The 14,201-nt window shown below is 70.0% G+C and carries 11 protein-coding genes and 1 pseudogene; 6 read left to right on the top strand and 6 right to left on the bottom strand.

The features are described from left to right. Positions 1-108: 108 nt before the first annotated feature. The 3 genes from SAVERM_RS05265 to SAVERM_RS05255 form a co-directional block, all read right to left on the bottom strand. A complete protein-coding gene (locus SAVERM_RS05265) occupies positions 109-1,872 on the bottom strand; it encodes a thiamine pyrophosphate-dependent enzyme (RefSeq protein WP_010982393.1) in 1,764 nt (587 codons plus the stop codon). Between the two features lie 13 nt (positions 1,873-1,885). Continuing rightward, entirely contained in the window at positions 1,886-3,469 is a 1,584-nt protein-coding gene (locus tag SAVERM_RS05260; protein ID WP_010982392.1) for an FMN-binding glutamate synthase family protein, read from the bottom strand. Between the two features lie 351 nt (positions 3,470-3,820). Next, complete coding sequence (locus SAVERM_RS05255) at positions 3,821-4,573, bottom strand: thioesterase II family protein (RefSeq protein ID WP_010982391.1); 753 nt, start codon at positions 4,571-4,573, stop codon at positions 3,821-3,823. A 240-nt stretch (positions 4,574-4,813) separates the two neighbouring features. On the opposite strand from SAVERM_RS05255, the gene SAVERM_RS05250 reads away from it, so the two are divergent. The 4 genes from SAVERM_RS05250 to SAVERM_RS05235 all read left to right on the top strand — a co-directional run bounded on the left by SAVERM_RS05250 (position 4,814) and on the right by SAVERM_RS05235 (position 8,859). Beyond that, complete coding sequence (locus tag SAVERM_RS05250) at positions 4,814-5,854, top strand: aldo/keto reductase (RefSeq protein ID WP_042494255.1); 1,041 nt, start codon at positions 4,814-4,816, stop codon at positions 5,852-5,854. Positions 5,855-5,940: 86 nt separating this feature from the next. Next, positions 5,941-6,714, top strand: a complete 774-nt coding sequence (locus SAVERM_RS05245; RefSeq protein ID WP_010982389.1) for a class I SAM-dependent methyltransferase — start codon at positions 5,941-5,943, stop codon at positions 6,712-6,714. Then, positions 6,711-8,120: an NDP-hexose 2,3-dehydratase family protein gene (locus SAVERM_RS05240; protein ID WP_010982388.1), complete on the top strand. Its 1,410-nt coding sequence runs from the start codon at positions 6,711-6,713 to the stop codon at positions 8,118-8,120. Before SAVERM_RS05245 ends, SAVERM_RS05240 begins: the two co-directional genes overlap by 4 nt. A gap of 61 nt (positions 8,121-8,181) precedes the next feature. Beyond that, positions 8,182-8,859 carry a dTDP-4-dehydrorhamnose 3,5-epimerase family protein gene (locus SAVERM_RS05235; RefSeq protein ID WP_010982387.1) on the top strand — a complete coding sequence of 226 codons (678 nt, stop codon included), beginning with the start codon at positions 8,182-8,184 and terminating at the stop codon, positions 8,857-8,859. 53 nt (positions 8,860-8,912) lie between these two features. Here SAVERM_RS05235 and SAVERM_RS05230 read toward each other — a convergent pair whose 3' ends face one another. Then, complete coding sequence (locus SAVERM_RS05230) at positions 8,913-9,893, bottom strand: NAD-dependent epimerase/dehydratase family protein (RefSeq protein ID WP_042492750.1); 981 nt, start codon at positions 9,891-9,893, stop codon at positions 8,913-8,915. A gap of 176 nt (positions 9,894-10,069) precedes the next feature. Between SAVERM_RS05230 and rfbA the strand changes: the two genes are divergently transcribed. Continuing rightward, complete coding sequence (gene rfbA / locus SAVERM_RS05225) at positions 10,070-10,969, top strand: glucose-1-phosphate thymidylyltransferase RfbA (protein WP_010982385.1); 900 nt, start codon at positions 10,070-10,072, stop codon at positions 10,967-10,969. Further along, positions 10,954-12,033 (top strand): dTDP-glucose 4,6-dehydratase, encoded by a 1,080-nt coding sequence (rfbB, locus tag SAVERM_RS05220; protein WP_037652655.1) that lies wholly within the window; start codon positions 10,954-10,956, stop codon positions 12,031-12,033. The genes rfbA and rfbB overlap by 16 nt, the downstream gene beginning before the upstream one ends. On the opposite strand, the gene SAVERM_RS05215 is transcribed toward rfbB, so the two are convergent. Further along, a complete protein-coding gene (locus tag SAVERM_RS05215; protein WP_159029054.1) occupies positions 11,939-13,156 on the bottom strand; it encodes a glycosyltransferase in 1,218 nt (405 codons plus the stop codon). The two genes, rfbB and SAVERM_RS05215, sit on opposite strands and share 95 nt — an antisense overlap. A 78-nt stretch (positions 13,157-13,234) precedes the next feature. Next, positions 13,235-14,047, bottom strand: a pseudogene (locus SAVERM_RS05210) (SDR family NAD(P)-dependent oxidoreductase); the annotation flags it as partial. Positions 14,048-14,201: the final 154 nt, after the last annotated feature.

Here is a 14,201-nt window from a genome sequence, read left to right as displayed (position 1 = left end):
ACGACTTCCACCGCACTCCGGGGTCCGATACCGACACCGTTCTCCGCCGCACCCCGGCCCGCGACTGCCGCGCCCCCGTCCGCGACCGCCGCGCCCGCCGCGCCCGGATCAGTGCCCGTCGCTGTCCCCGTGGCTGCGCACGACCTCCTTCACCTTGGCCACCGCGAAGCCCCAGCCCTGCTCGACGGTCGGCTTGGCCGGGACGGCGATCTCGTCCGGGTTCGTGAGCACGTCGAGCAGTACGGGCCCGGGAGTGGCGAACGCGCGGCGCACGGACTCCTCCAGCTCGGCCGGATCGGTCACGCGGATACCGGTGATGCCCATGGCCGTGGCGACGGCGGCGAAGTCGGGGTTGTCCAGCACGGTGCCGAACTCCGGCAGCCCGGCCTGCTCCTGTTCCAGTTTCACCATGCCCAGCCGGCGGTTGTCGAAGACGACGAGCTTGACGGGGAGCCGGCTCGTCTTCAGCGTCATGAGGTCGCCGAGGAGCATGCTCAGCCCGCCGTCGCCGCAGAAGGCCACGACCTGGCGCCCCCGGTCCAGGCACTGGGCGCCGAGCGCCTGCGGCATCGCATTGGCCATCGAGCCGAGGTTGTACGAGCCGAGCAGTCGCCGGTCACCGCGCATCTCGACGAACCGCGAGAGCCACACCGTGGCCATACCCGTGTCGGAGGTGAAGACGGCGTTCTCGTCGGCGACCCGGTCCACCACGGCGGCCAGCGCCTCCGGGCGGATGTCGTGCGCGCGGTTGTCCAGTGCGGAGCGGACCCGTCCGACGAGGCCCTTGTCGTGCGCCGGGTCGGCGAGCCGGGCCTGACTCGCGCGCCACTTGCCGAAGCTCTTGCGCGCGTCCTCCAGGTGCGAGCGGTCCCGCGCGCCCTCGGTGCCGGGAGGCGCGGTGGCGAGGTGGCCGAGCAGATCCCGGACGGTGGCGCCCGTGTCGCCCACGAGCCCGACCTCGACGGGCACCCGGCGCCCGATGTGCGCGGCCTCGCTGTCCACCTGGATGACCGTCCGGCCGTCCGGATACCAGTCGCGGTAGGGGAAGTCGGTGCCCAGCAGGAGGAGCGTGTCCGCGTCCTGGAGGGCCGATGCCGCCGCGGGGTTGCCGATCAGCCCGGTCTGGCCGACCTGGAAGGGATTGGCTTCACCTTCGAAGCCCTCCTTGGCCTTCAGGGTGAGCACCATCGGCGCGGCGAGGCGGTCGGCCAGGGTCAGTACGTCAGCACGCGCGGCGCGGGCACCCCGTCCGACGAGCAGCGTGATCCGTTCCGCGCGGTCGAGCAGCTCCGCGGCGCGGCGCACGGCGGACTCCTCCGGCCGGCTCACGGGGGTACTCAGGGAGAAGCGGGTCGGCCGGTCCGCGCTCAGCTCCCGGTCGCCGAGGTCGCCCGGCACGGTGAGGACGGCGACTCCCTTGCGGCCCAGCGCGTTGCGCACCGCCGTCTCCAGCAGCTGCGGCAACTGGTCGGGCGAGGTGATCGTCGCCCGGAAGACCGCCACGTCACTGAAGAGCGCGTCGTTGTCGACCTCCTGGAAGTAGTCGCTGCCGAGTTCGGCGAGCGGTACCTGGCCGGCGATCGCCAGGACCGGGGTACGGCTCTTGGCCGCGTCGTACAGCCCGTTGAGGAGGTGGACGGAGCCGGGTCCTACAGTGCCCATGCACACACCGAGGGTGCCGCTGAGCTGCGACTGGGCGCTCGCGGCGAACGCCGCCGCCTCCTCGTGCCGGCAACCCACCCACTCCACGTCCTCGGTGGTGCGGATGGCGTCGGTCACCGGATTGAGCGCGTCGCCGACGACGCCGAAGACCTGGCGCACGCCAAGCTCACTCAGCGCGTCCACGATGACGCGGGCAACGGTTCGGGCCACAGGATCCTCCAGATCACACGGTGAAACGGTCGGGGTCGGCGGCGTGCCAGTCGGCCGCCCAGGCAGCGGGCGGCTCGGCGAGCAACTGCCCGGGCCGCAGCCACTCATAGAGCTCGTCGTAGGAGCGTTCGGTGTAGGGGTCGATACGCCGGTGGAGCATGTGCGGACGCAGCTGCGAGGGATCGGTGACCCCCATGGACGCCATGATCTGCAGCGCGCTGGCCACGGTCGCCTCCTGGAGGCGCTGGACGCGCAGCGTCTTGTCACCGACGTCGAGAGCGCGGGCACGCCGGGGGTCCTGGGTGGTGACACCGGTGGGGCAGGTGTTCGTGTGGCACCGCTGCGCCTGGATGCAGCCCACGGCGAACATCATCGCCCGCGCGGCGTTGCCGTAGTCGGCACCCTGGAGCAGGCGTTTGACCAGATCGGTGCCGGTGGCGATCTTGCCGCTCGCCCCGATCCTGATCCGGTCGCGCAGGCCCGCGCCGACAAGGGCGTTGTGCACGGTCAGCAGCCCCTCGGTGAGCGGCGTGCCGACGTGATCGGCGAACTCCAGCGGCGCCGCGCCGGTGCCGCCCTCGGCCCCGTCGACGATGATGAAGTCCGGGGCCGTACCCTCCTCCAGCATCGCCTTGCACACGGCGAGGAACTGCCGGCGCGAGCCCGGGCAGAGTTTGAAGCCGGTCGGCTTGCCGCCGGACAGCTCCCGCATCCTGGCGATGAAGAGGACGAGTTCGCGCGGGGTGGAGAACTCCCGGTGGTACGGAGGCGAGATCACCGTCCGCCCCTCGGGCACATCCCGCACCCGCGCGATCTCGGAGTTGACCTTCGGCCCGGGCAGCACCCCGCCGATGCCGGGCTTGGCGCCCTGCGAGAGTTTGAGCGACACGCACTTCACGTGCTCGTGCGCCGCCTTGTCGGCGAACTCCTTCGGGTCGAACTCGCCGTCCTGGGTCCGGCAGCCGAAGTAGCCGGTGCCGATCTCCCAGACGAGGTCACCGCCAGGACGCAGGTGGTACTCCGACAGGCCGCCCTCGCCGGTGTCGTGGGCGAAACCCCCGGCCGCGGCGCCCCCGTTGAGGGCGAGAATCGCGTTCGACGACAGGGAGCCGAAGCTCATCGCCGACACATTCAGCAGCGCCATGTCGTACGGGCGGCTGCAGTCGGGCCCGCCGATCCGCACCCGCGGTGGCGTCTGCGGCACCGGGCGGGGCGCCATCGACGGGATCAGGAACTCGTAGCCGGGCTGGTAGACGTCCTGCTCGGTGCCGTACGGCTGCTCGGCGTCGGTACCCTTCGCCCGCTCGTAGACGATGCTGCGCACATCCCGGTCGAAGGGGCGGCCGTCGAAGTTCCGCTCGACGAAGTACTGCTGGAGTTCGGGACGTATCCGCTCCAGGAGGAAGCGGGCGTGCCCGAGGACGGGGTAGTTGCGCAGCACCGAATGCCGGCGTTGCAAAAGGTCCCACGTGCCCAGCAGGCCCAGCAGGGTGAGTGGGACGGCGGCGAACCACCACCACGGCGATATCGACCCCGCGGCGGCGCCCGCCGCGAGGGCCGCGGCCAGGGCGAGGACGACCAATCCAATACGTGTCACGCCCCGCGCCTTACCCGGCAGCCGCCCTCCATGTCCGCCGGATTCGTCAAGAGACCGTCAAGGACCTGCGAAGACGCGGGACGTGTTGGTCAGCGAGTCCAGGAAGGCCAGCCGCAATGTGTCCACCGTCTCGAGCGCGGGGCCGGCCTTCGGCCCCCTGACGCCCGCTCGTTCGGTGCCGCAGGCGGCGAGGGTGAGCGCACACAGCGCCGCCAGTGCGGTGCCGCGCCGGACCCGAGAGGGCTGCCGCTGTGGCCTGCGGCGCGCAGCAAGAGACCTCGCCGGGTCCGGGTGACTTCGGCTGGAGCACGACCCTGAACTCCGCCATGGTGAACACCTACGTCACCTTGATCACCTGATGGTCGCCAGTCGCGTCCGCACCAATTCCGTGACGGCTTCCGCGTGCGCATTGAGATAGAAGTGGCCACCCGGAAAGACCGAGAGTTCGAACGGTCCGGCCGTGTGATCGCCCCAGGCGCGGGCCTCGTCGACCGTGGCCTTGGGATCGCTGTCGCCCACCAGGGCGACCACGGGGCAGGGCAGCGGCGGCCCCGGTTGGTAGCGGTACGTCTCGACCGCCCGGTAGTCGCTGCGCAACGCCGGAAGAACCATCTCCCGCAGCTCCGGATCGGTCAGTACCTGCGTATCGGTGCCGTCCAGACGGCTCAGCTCCGCCATGATGCCCGCATCGTCATGGAGGTGTACGGATTCCTCGCGGTACCGAGACGGCGCCCGCCTGCCCGAGGCGAACAGCACGCTCGGCGCGGCGCCGTCGGCCGTCAGCCGCAGCGCCACCTCGAACGCCACCATGGCGCCCATACTGTGCCCGAACAGGGCCAACGGCCGGTCCGTCCACGGCGCCAACTCCTCCCGTACCCGGGCGGCCAGGCCGTCGATGCTGTCGATGAGCGGCTCGTGCCGCCGGTCCTGACGGCCCGGATACTGCACCGCCAAGACGTCGACGGCCGGCGAGAGCGCACGGGAAACACCGTGGAAGTAGGCGGCCGAGCCGCCCGCGTGCGGAAAGCAGACCAGTCGCGTCGGAGCCTCCGCGGCCGGATGGAAACGCCGGAGCCAGTTGTCGCTCGTCTGAACACTGGTCATCGCGCTGCAGCCTCTGCCTTTCGGAGTGGATCAACTGGATCAACTTGGTGTCCACGAAGCTGTCAGCCGGACCCGCACCGGACAACCCCCATCAGCCCCTATGCCCGGCGACGGCAGCCCGTGTCCCACCATCGAGCGGCTGCCTGTATCGCATGATCGCCGGTAGCCTCCTGGGCCTCAGGTCAGGGTCCTGCTCGAGCGCCCGCCGCTCACGCACGAGGGAGTGTCGACTGATCGATGATGCCTACGACGGCCGAGCCCGCACCCGTCCAGTCCGACAGCAACAGCAGTGCTCCCCTCCACACCGAACTGGGCAGGACCCGGCTGAGGATCAGCCGACTGGCGCTCGGAACGGTCAACATCGGCGGACGGGTGGAGGAGCCCGAAGCGCGCCGACTGATGGATCACGCCCTGGCTCAGGGCATCACCCTGTTCGACACCGCCAACACCTACGGCTGGCGCGTCCACAAGGGGTACACCGAAGAGGTCATCGGCAGGTGGCTGGCGGACCGCCCCGCCCGGCGTGAGCAGGTGGTGCTGGCCACCAAGGTCGGCGATCCGATGGGCAGCGGCCCCAACGATCACGGACTGTCCGTACGCAATATCGTGGCCGCCTGCGACGCCTCGCTGCGCCGACTGCGCACCGACTGGATCGACCTGTACCAGCTGCACCACATCGACCGCCGCGCCGGCTGGGACGAGGTGTGGCAGGCGATGGACCTGCTCATCACGCAGGGCAAGGTGCGCTACGTCGGCTCCTCCAACTTCGCGGGCTGGGACATCGCTTCCGCCCAGGAGGCGGCCCGGCGGCGCAACGCCCTGGGCCTCGCCTCCGAGCAGTGCGTCTACAACCTCGTGACCCGACACGCCGAGCTGGAAGTCATCCCCGCCGCGTCCGCCTACGGTGTCGGCGTCCTGGTCTGGTCGCCACTGCACGGCGGCCTGCTCGGCGGTGTCCTGCGCAAGACGCGGGAGAACACCGCGGTCAAGTCGGCACAGGGCCGGGCCGTCGAGGCCCTGGAGCACCACCGCACCACCATCGCGGCGTACGAGGACGTGTGCGCGGACCACGGCCTCGACCCCGCCCATGTCGGCATGGCCTGGGTGCTGTCGCGGCCCGGCGTGACCGGGCTGGTCATCGGGCCGCGCACCGAACAGCACGTGGACGGGGCACTGCACGCCCTGCGCACCCCGCTGCCCGAGCCCGTCCTGGCCCGCCTGGAGGAGCTGTTCCCCCCGGTCGGCCGCGGCGGATCCGCCCCCGACGCCTGGCTGTCCTGACCCGACAGCGTCGTGCCCGCCGGCACGCCCGGTACGACCGGCACGTCCGGCGCGCCCGGTACCGACCCATGAAAGGAAAGGCCTCCATGACCGAGCGGGAGTTCACCGATCCCCGGATCGTGCCGCACGAGTCCGAGCAGGAACGCGCTGCCCGCGAGCAGCTGACCAAGCTCCTCGTCGACAGCCCGATCCCGCCGAAGTACCTGATCGACAACCTGTCCGTCTACATGCGGCGCAACCAGCTCGCCGACCTGCTCTCCATGGACGCGCTGTACCGCATGCTGCCGGAAGTCCCCGGCGTCATCATGGAGTTCGGCGTTCTGCACGGACGGCACCTCGCCACGCTGACCGCGCTGCGCAGCATCTATGAGCCGTACAACTCGCTGCGCCGCGTCATCGGCTTCGACACGTTCACCGGCTTCCCCGACATCGACGAGGCGGACGAGGTCAGCACCAGCGCGGTCCCTGGGCGGTTCGCCGTGCCGGACGGCGAAGTGGAGCACCTGCGGCAGGTGCTCGCGGCGCACGAGGCGAACGAACCCTACGGCCACACCCAGCGTTCCTTCGTGGTCCAGGGCGACGTACGCGAAACGGTGCCCCAATACCTGGCGGAACACCCGCACACCGTCATCGCGCTGGCCTACTTCGACCTGGACCTCTACCGCCCCACGCGCGAACTGCTGGACGTCATCACACCGCACCTGACCAGGGGCAGCATCCTCGCCTTCGACGAACTCACCCACCCCAAATGGCCGGGGGAGACCAGGGCGCTGAGCGAGGCGTTCGGCCTCGACCACGCCCCACTGCGCCAACTGCCCGGCCGCGAGCCACCGGTGATCTACATGACGTGGGGTGCATGAGCGTACGAGCCGATGCCGACCACACCGAGCCCAGCACCGCTCACCGCGCGGCACGACGCCGCCCTGCCCGCGTGCCTCGCCCGCTCCGCCGCCGTGGGCGACACCGGCGCCGGACGTCCCTCGACGCGTTCACCGGCTGGTGGACGCGGCGGTCCGGGGCCCACCGGTTCCGGGTCGAGCGCATCCCCTTCCACGGGATGGACGCCTGGTCGTTTCACCCCGGAACCGGCAATCTGGCCCACCGCAGCGGCCGGTTCTTCTCCGTGGAGGGACTGCACGTCCGAGGCGGTGAACAGCCCTTCCCGGAATGGCAGCAGCCCATCATCCACCAGCCCGAGATCGGCATCCTCGGCATCCTCGCCAAGAAGTTCGACGGGGTCCTGCACTTCCTGATGCAGGCCAAGATGGAGCCCGGCAACATCAACCTGGTCCAGCTGTCGCCCACCGTGCAGGCCACGCGCAGCAACTACACCAAGGTCCACGGGGGCGCCGCCGTGAAGTACCTCGAGTACTTCACACAGCCCCGGCGCGCCACCGTGGTGGTCGACGTCCTCCAGTCCGAGCACGGAGCCTGGTTCCACCGGAAGTTCAACCGCAACATCGTGGTGGAGACCGACGAGGACGTACCACTGGACGACGACTTCCGCTGGCTGACACTGGGGCAGATCGGCGAACTGATGCACCGGGACAACCTGGTGAACATGGACGCACGCACGGTCCTCGCCTGCCTTCCCACCCCGTTCGACGAGCCCGCGGCCCTGCACAGCGACGCCGAACTGCTCTCCTGGTACGCCGCCGAACGCTCCCGGCACTCCGTGCACGCCCGCCGCGTGCCCCTGGCCGGCATCCCCGGCTGGACCACGGGCGCGGAGTCCATCGCCCACCACGCGGACCGGTACTTCCGTGTGGTCGCGGTCCGTGTCGAGGCCTCCAACCGGGAGGTCGCCGCCTGGACCCAGCCCCTGATCGAACCGTGCGGCCACGGCATCACCGCCTTCCTGACCCGGCGGATCGGCGGCGTACCGCACCTGCTCGCCCACGGCAGGGTCGAGGGCGGCTTCCTCGACACGATCGAACTCGGCCCGACGGTCCAGTACACCCCGCGCAACTACGCCCACCTCACGGGACCGGCCAGGCCGCGCTTCCTCGACCTGGTGCTGGAGGCCGCGCCCGACCGCATCCGCTACGCGGCGGTCCACTCGGAGGAGGGCGGTCGCTTTCTGCACGCACAGGCGCGCTACCTGTTCGTCGAGGCCGACGAGAGCCAGGCGCCGAACGACCCGCCCCCGGGGTACCGCTGGTGCACCCCGGGCCAGCTGACCCAGCTGCTGCGGTACGGCCGTTACGTGAACGTGCAGGCCCGCACCCTGCTGTCCCTGCTCACCACCCGCGCCGTCGAGCTGTGACTCCGGAACCGGCCCGTACGACTACCCGTATGACAACCCGCACGACAGAGAGAGTGCAGCGATGACCCTTGGCCGGCCTCGCCGGAGCTCCGCCGACCGGCCCGCCCCGCCCGCGGGCGCCCGGGCCACCGCCGCCGGTGTCACGGTCCGGAGGCTCGTCGTCGAGGGCGCCGTCGAATTCACCCCGACGGTCTTCCCCGACGAGCGCGGGCTCTTCGTCACCCCCTACCAGGAACCGGTCCTCAGCGAGGCCGTCGGGCACCGGTTTCCCACCGCGCAGACCTGCCAGAGCGTCTCGCGCCGCGGCGTCGTCCGCGGCGTGCACTTCACCGCGACACCACCCGGCCAGGCCAAGTACGTCCACTGCGCCCGGGGACGGGCCCTGGACTTCGTCGTCGACCTGCGCACCGGCTCACCGACTTTCGGGCAGTGGGACTCGGTCCTCCTCGACCAGGAGCGCTTCCGTTCCGTCTACCTGCCGATCGGGGTCGGGCACGCGTTCGTGGCGCTGGAAGACGACACGGCGATGGTGTACCTGATGTCGAGCGGCTACGTTCCGCAGAACGAACACGCCCTCTCGCCCGAGGATCCGGACCTCGCCCTGCCCCTCGGCCACCACCTCGGGCGGGCACCGATCCTCTCCGAGCGCGACCGGCGCGCGCCGACTCTCCAGCAGGCCCTGCGACGCGGCATGTTGCCGGAGTACCGCGCGAGCCGCGGCCTCGACGAGAAGCTGTGACGGCCGACCCGGATCCGGGCCGTCACCGCCCGGGCCCGGCCGCCACCCCGGCGCTACACGTAAGCCGCCACCATGTGGTCCAGGCCCTCCTGAAGCGACAGCCGCGGCCGCCACCCGGTGACCGCGCGGAACGCCGAGGAGTCGACGACGGTCCCGTGGAAGTCCGCCGCCGTCGCCATCGCCGGAGGGTCCACCGCGGTCACGGGCACCGCGGGGCGCCCGGTGCGGGCGGACACGCCGGCGGCGATGGCACCGAAGAGGTGCGGGACGGTCACAGGACGACCGCTGCCGAGCAGCCAGTGCCGCCCGGCGAGCGCATCCGCGTGCGCCAGGCAGCTCACGAAGGCCTGCGCGACATCCTCCACATGCACCAGGTCACGCTCCACCACGCTTCCGTTCCACACGGTGAGGGCCTCGTCGGCGAGCGCCCGGAGCACCATCGCCTGCACGACGCCGTTGCCCTGCGGGCCCGGCCCCGCGCCGTAGACGGTGGGCAGCCGCAGCGAGATCCCCCGCAGGACACCCTCGACCGTGGCGGACTTCAACGTCCGTTCGGCGTCGAGTTTCTGACGGGCATAGGCCGTCACGGGCTCGTCCGGCTCACTGCCGTCGACCCGACCCGGGCGGCCCACCTGGTAGACCGACCCGGCGAACACCACCACCGGGGGCGGCCCGGCGCGGCGCCCGGACCGCAGGGCCGCGACGACGTCGTGCATCACCCCGACGTTCACCCGCTCGGCCACCGGATCGCTCTCCGCCGCCCGCCATGCCGCTCCCTGGGTGAGGCGCGCGACCAGGTGGATCACCACGTCGGCGTCCGTCACGGCGAGGGCGACCTCGCTCGCCGCCGTCAGGTCGGCCGTACGCGTCTCGGTCTCCGCGGCGCCGCCCGGCGGAACGACGCCCGGTCGCCGGGCCACCAGCCGCAACAGGACCGGCCACCGGGCGAGTTCCGCCGCGACGGCCGACCCGATATAGCCGGAGGCTCCGAGTACGACGACCAGCGGTCGGTCGCACATCCCAGTCGTCAGCATGCTCTTCAGTATTCCGGTCGGCCGGGGCGGGCACACCGAAAACCGCCCCATCTGGTGGCCCCTATCTTCTTGAGCCCTTCCCCCTAGCGGCGCTCGAATTCCTGGTGCGTTTTCCGCCACTTGGTACCGTCGGGCAGACGGCAGAGATATATAACGTCGACTGCGGGGAGTCCGACATGAAGGGAATCGTGCTCGCGGGGGGAACCGGCTCTCGGCTTTACCCGTTGACCCGTGCCCTTTCCAAGCAGCTGCTCCCTGTCTACGACAAACCCATGATCTACTACCCGCTCTCCGTGTTGATGCTCGGCGGCATAAAAGACATCCTGGTGATTTCCTCACCCGATCATCTCGAACAATTCCGGAGACTGCTCGGAGACGGAAGCCGCCTCGGGCTGAACATCGACTACGCCGCGCAGCAGCGACCGGGAGGAATCGCCGAGGCATTCCTCATCGGCGCCGATTTCATCGGTCAGGATCAGGTGTCCCTTGTCCTTGGGGACAACATCTTCCATGGCATGGGCTTTTCGCACCTGCTGCGCAGCCACACCCGCGATGTCGACGGCTGTGTGTTGTTCGGATACGCGGTGACGGATCCCGAACGGTACGGAGTCGGAGAGGTCGACGCCTCCGGAAAGCTGCTGTCCGTCGAGGAGAAACCCACCGCCCCCCGGTCCAACCTGGCGATCACAGGCCTGTACCTGTACGACAACGACGTGATCGAGGTGGCCCGGGGCATCCGCTCGTCGGCCCGCGGCGAGCTGGAGATCACCGACGTCAACAGGGCCTACCTCGCCGAGGGGCGGGCCCGGCTGGTGGACCTGGGCCGGGGCTTCACCTGGCTCGATGCGGGGACGCACGACTCGCTGATGCACGCCGGGCAGTATGTGCAGGTCCTGGAGAAGCGCCAGGGAGTACGGATCGCCTGTCTCGAGGAGATCGCCTTCCGGATGGGTCTGATCGACGCGGACGACTGCTATCTGCGCGGGGTCGAACTGGCCGGCTCCGGCTACGGCGAGTATCTGATGAGTATTGCGGCGGAAGCCGCGGTGAGGAGCCCGGGATGCGCCTACTCGTGACGGGCGGCGCCGGTTTCATCGGTTCCCATTTCGTACGGCGGTTGCTGACGGGCGCGTATCCGGCGTTCACCGGTGCCGAGGTCGTGGTGCTCGACAAGCTGACCTACGCGGGTCGCCTGGAGAACCTCGCACCGGTCCTGGGAAGCCCATCCCTGATCTTCGTGCACGGCGACATCTGCGACGGGCCCTTGGTCGCGGACCTGATGGACGGCTCCGACATGGTGGTCCACTTCGCGGCGGAGTCACACGTGGACCGGTCCGTGGCCGACGCCGCCGAGTTCGTACGCACCAATGTCCTCGGCACTCACACCCTGCTCCGCGCCGCCACCGACGCCGCCGTGGACCGCTTCGTGTACATCTCGACGGACGAGGTCTACGGCTCCATCGACTCCGGCTCGTGGACCGAGGACGCCCCGCTGGAGCCGAACTCGCCCTACTCCGCGTCCAAGGCGTCCTCCGACCTGCTCGCCCGGTCCTTCCACCGCACGCACGGCCTACCAGTGATCATCACCCGATGCTCGAACAACTACGGCCCCCACCAGTTCCCGGAGAAACTCATCCCGCGGTTCGTCACCCATCTGCTGAACGGCACGAAGGTGCCCTTGTACGGCGACGGCGAAAACGTCCGCGACTGGCTGCACGTGGACGACCACTGCCGTGGCATCGCCCTGGTCGCCGAACGCGGCAGGCCCGGCGAGATCTACCACATCGGAGGCGGGACGGAGCTGTCCAACCGTGAGCTCACCGCCCGGCTCCTGGACCTGCTCGGCGTGGACTGGTCGATGGTCGAACCCGTGACCGACCGCAAGGGGCACGACCGGCGCTACTCGCTGGACATCAGCAAGATCTCCGCCGAGCTCGGTTACGCGCCCCGCGTGCCCTTCGAGGAGGGGCTGGCACAGACCGTTCAGTGGTACGTGGAGAACCGAACCCTGTGGGAGCCACTCACCGCCCGGCCCGAGCTGCCGGTCAGTGACGGCGCGTCCGGCGCAGAAACCGCTCGGTCTCGTCCGCTGCCCGCAGGGCGCCGCCCGCCTCGACCGTGGCCCGCTGCATCTGCCTGACCTGTCGGGTGATCGCGTCATCGGAGATGATGTCCAGCACGTGCCGGCGCAGCGTCGTCGCCGTGACCTCCTCCGGCTGCACCATACGACCCAGCCCCAGCTCGGCGATCCGCCGGCCGGTCACCTGCGCGTCCCGCGACAAGGGCATGACGAGCACCGGGCACCCTGCGTGCAGTGCCTCCATCACACTGCCGGTACCGCCGTGCGTGACCAGAGCCCTGGCATGCTCCAGCACCGCATGGTGCGGCACCCACCGGTGCACCTCGACATTCGGCGGCAGCGGCCGCAGCACATCGGGGTCGACCCCCTTGCCGAGCGAGATCACGACGTGCACGGGGACGTCGGTGAACGCCCGGACGAACGTGCGGAAGAAGGACAGCTGCCGGTTGAACACGGTCCCGAGGGAGATGAGCACCACTGGATGCCCGCTGCCCGGTGGTGTCCACTCGCCCAGACCCCTGCGCTTACCCAGACATGGTCCGACGAAGGCGAACCGCTCGTCGAAGGTGTCGCCCGCGTACTGGAAGGCGCGCGGCAGACACACCAGGTTGAAGTCCTCCGGTCCGGAAAGGAAATCGTCGACCGGTTCCGTGATACCCCGGGAAACGAGCAGCTCCGCGAGGCGCGGCACCAGCGCCCCGAGGCCGAACAACTCCATCTGCTCCGAGAAGCGCGGCGGCGGCGCACTGACCTGAGCGGAATCCGGATCCAATACCGACTGCATCGTGGAGAAGCGCCCGTTGGACGCGAACAGGGGAATGACCGTCATGGCCGGCCTGCTCCAGGAGGCGGCGAGGACACGACCCACGTTGAGGGAGGTGGCGATGTCGTAGGCCACCAGGTCCGGAACGTCCTTGCCGACGTGCTCCTCCACCGAACGCAACATGGACATGCCCTCGTCGTACAGCGTCATGGGGATGGCGTTCGGCTCGGCCTCGGTCATCAGCCGGTACATGTCGACACCCTCGAAGGCGGACTCGTACCGCAGGAAATCAGCGCCCACGGAACGCACCGCATCGGCCATTTCCGCGCCCGTCACAAAGGTGACGTGGTGGCCCCGGTGCACGAGCTCCTCCGCCACGGCGAGACTGGGGAACACATGCCCCCAGAACGGCGCACTCATGAAGAGAAAATGATCTGACATCTCTCACTGCCCATCGTCGGAAGATGTTCGAAGGCAAGGAGGGGATCCCCGCCAGCCCTACGAAGGGGGATCCATCCGCGCCACCGCGGCGCGCAGGCGTGGCGTGAAGCGGCTCATCAGCCGTGACAGCCGCGCTTCCGCCGTCACGGTCACCACGGCCGAGTCGCGCGCCACCGACCGCAGTACCGCCGCGGCCACCTTCTCCGCGCTGCATCCGCGACCGGCGAACAGCGCCCGCAGCCGCTCCTGCTCCAGCCGGGGCACACCGGCGAAATGCATCGCCGACGCGAACGACGTACGGACGAAGCCCGGGCACACCACGCTCACTCCGACCCCGAACTCCGCGAACTCCGCGCGCAGGCACTCGCTCAGCATCAGCACCGCCGCCTTGCTGGTGGCATACGCGGGGACCGCCCGCGTCGGCTGGAACGCCGCCGCCGACGCCACCGTCACGATGTGCCCGCCCTGCCCGCGCTCCGCCATCTGCCGGCCGATGAGGCGGCAACCATGAATGACACCCCAGAGGTTGACGCCCAGGGTGCGCTGCCAGTCCTCGACGGACGTGTCGAGAAAACGCCCCGCCATGCCGATGCCGGCGTTGTTCACCAGCAGGTCCACGACCCCGTACGTCTCGGCGACGCGCTCGGCGAACCGCTCCATCGCCGCTCCGTCGGACACGTCGGCCACCTCGGGCCAGGCCGCCCGCGCGCCCCGCGTCCGGGCCAGGTCGGCCGTCACCCCGGCGCCGCGGCCGTCCCGGTCCACGCACACCACTCGCGCCCCGGCCGATCCGAGAGCGCAGGCGGTCGCCCGCCCGATGCCACCGCCTGCACCTGTGACAAGCGCCAGCCGGCCGCCGAAACGCTGTGAATTCATGTCTGGCGCCATACCCCCTAGCTATAGCGGCATTCATCGAGCATCAGGGGTCTGGGGTATCTAGGGGTATTTGTGCTGCTCTCGTCGCTCTAGCCTGTGAGAGTCCCATGCGTGTTTTTTAATTTCCGATTTCTCTTGTCGAGGAGAC

It is taken from the genome of Streptomyces avermitilis MA-4680 = NBRC 14893 (assembly GCF_000009765.2).
Lineage (GTDB): Bacteria > Actinomycetota > Actinomycetes > Streptomycetales > Streptomycetaceae > Streptomyces > Streptomyces avermitilis.
The sequence above is the reverse complement of the archived record's forward strand: the minus strand, read 5'-3'. Positions and strand labels throughout refer to the sequence as shown.

What these genes read in the sequence shown, in the direction of transcription:
- SAVERM_RS05255 (WP_010982391.1), bottom strand. Translation starts at nt 4,573, where the DNA reads ATGACCAGTGTTCAGACGAGCGACAACTGGCTCCGGCGTTTCCATCCG.
- SAVERM_RS05240 (WP_010982388.1), top strand. Translation starts at nt 6,711, where the DNA reads ATGAGCGTACGAGCCGATGCCGACCACACCGAGCCCAGCACCGCTCAC.
- SAVERM_RS05245 (WP_010982389.1), top strand. Translation starts at nt 5,941, where the DNA reads ATGACCGAGCGGGAGTTCACCGATCCCCGGATCGTGCCGCACGAGTCC.
- rfbA (WP_010982385.1), top strand. Translation starts at nt 10,070, where the DNA reads ATGAAGGGAATCGTGCTCGCGGGGGGAACCGGCTCTCGGCTTTACCCG.
- SAVERM_RS05230 (WP_042492750.1), bottom strand. Translation starts at nt 9,893, where the DNA reads ATGCTGACGACTGGGATGTGCGACCGACCGCTGGTCGTCGTACTCGGA.
- SAVERM_RS05235 (WP_010982387.1), top strand. Translation starts at nt 8,182, where the DNA reads ATGACCCTTGGCCGGCCTCGCCGGAGCTCCGCCGACCGGCCCGCCCCG.
- rfbB (WP_037652655.1), top strand. Translation starts at nt 10,954, where the DNA reads ATGCGCCTACTCGTGACGGGCGGCGCCGGTTTCATCGGTTCCCATTTC.
- SAVERM_RS05250 (WP_042494255.1), top strand. Translation starts at nt 4,814, where the DNA reads ATGCCTACGACGGCCGAGCCCGCACCCGTCCAGTCCGACAGCAACAGC.
- SAVERM_RS05215 (WP_159029054.1), bottom strand. Translation starts at nt 13,156, where the DNA reads ATGAGTGCGCCGTTCTGGGGGCATGTGTTCCCCAGTCTCGCCGTGGCG.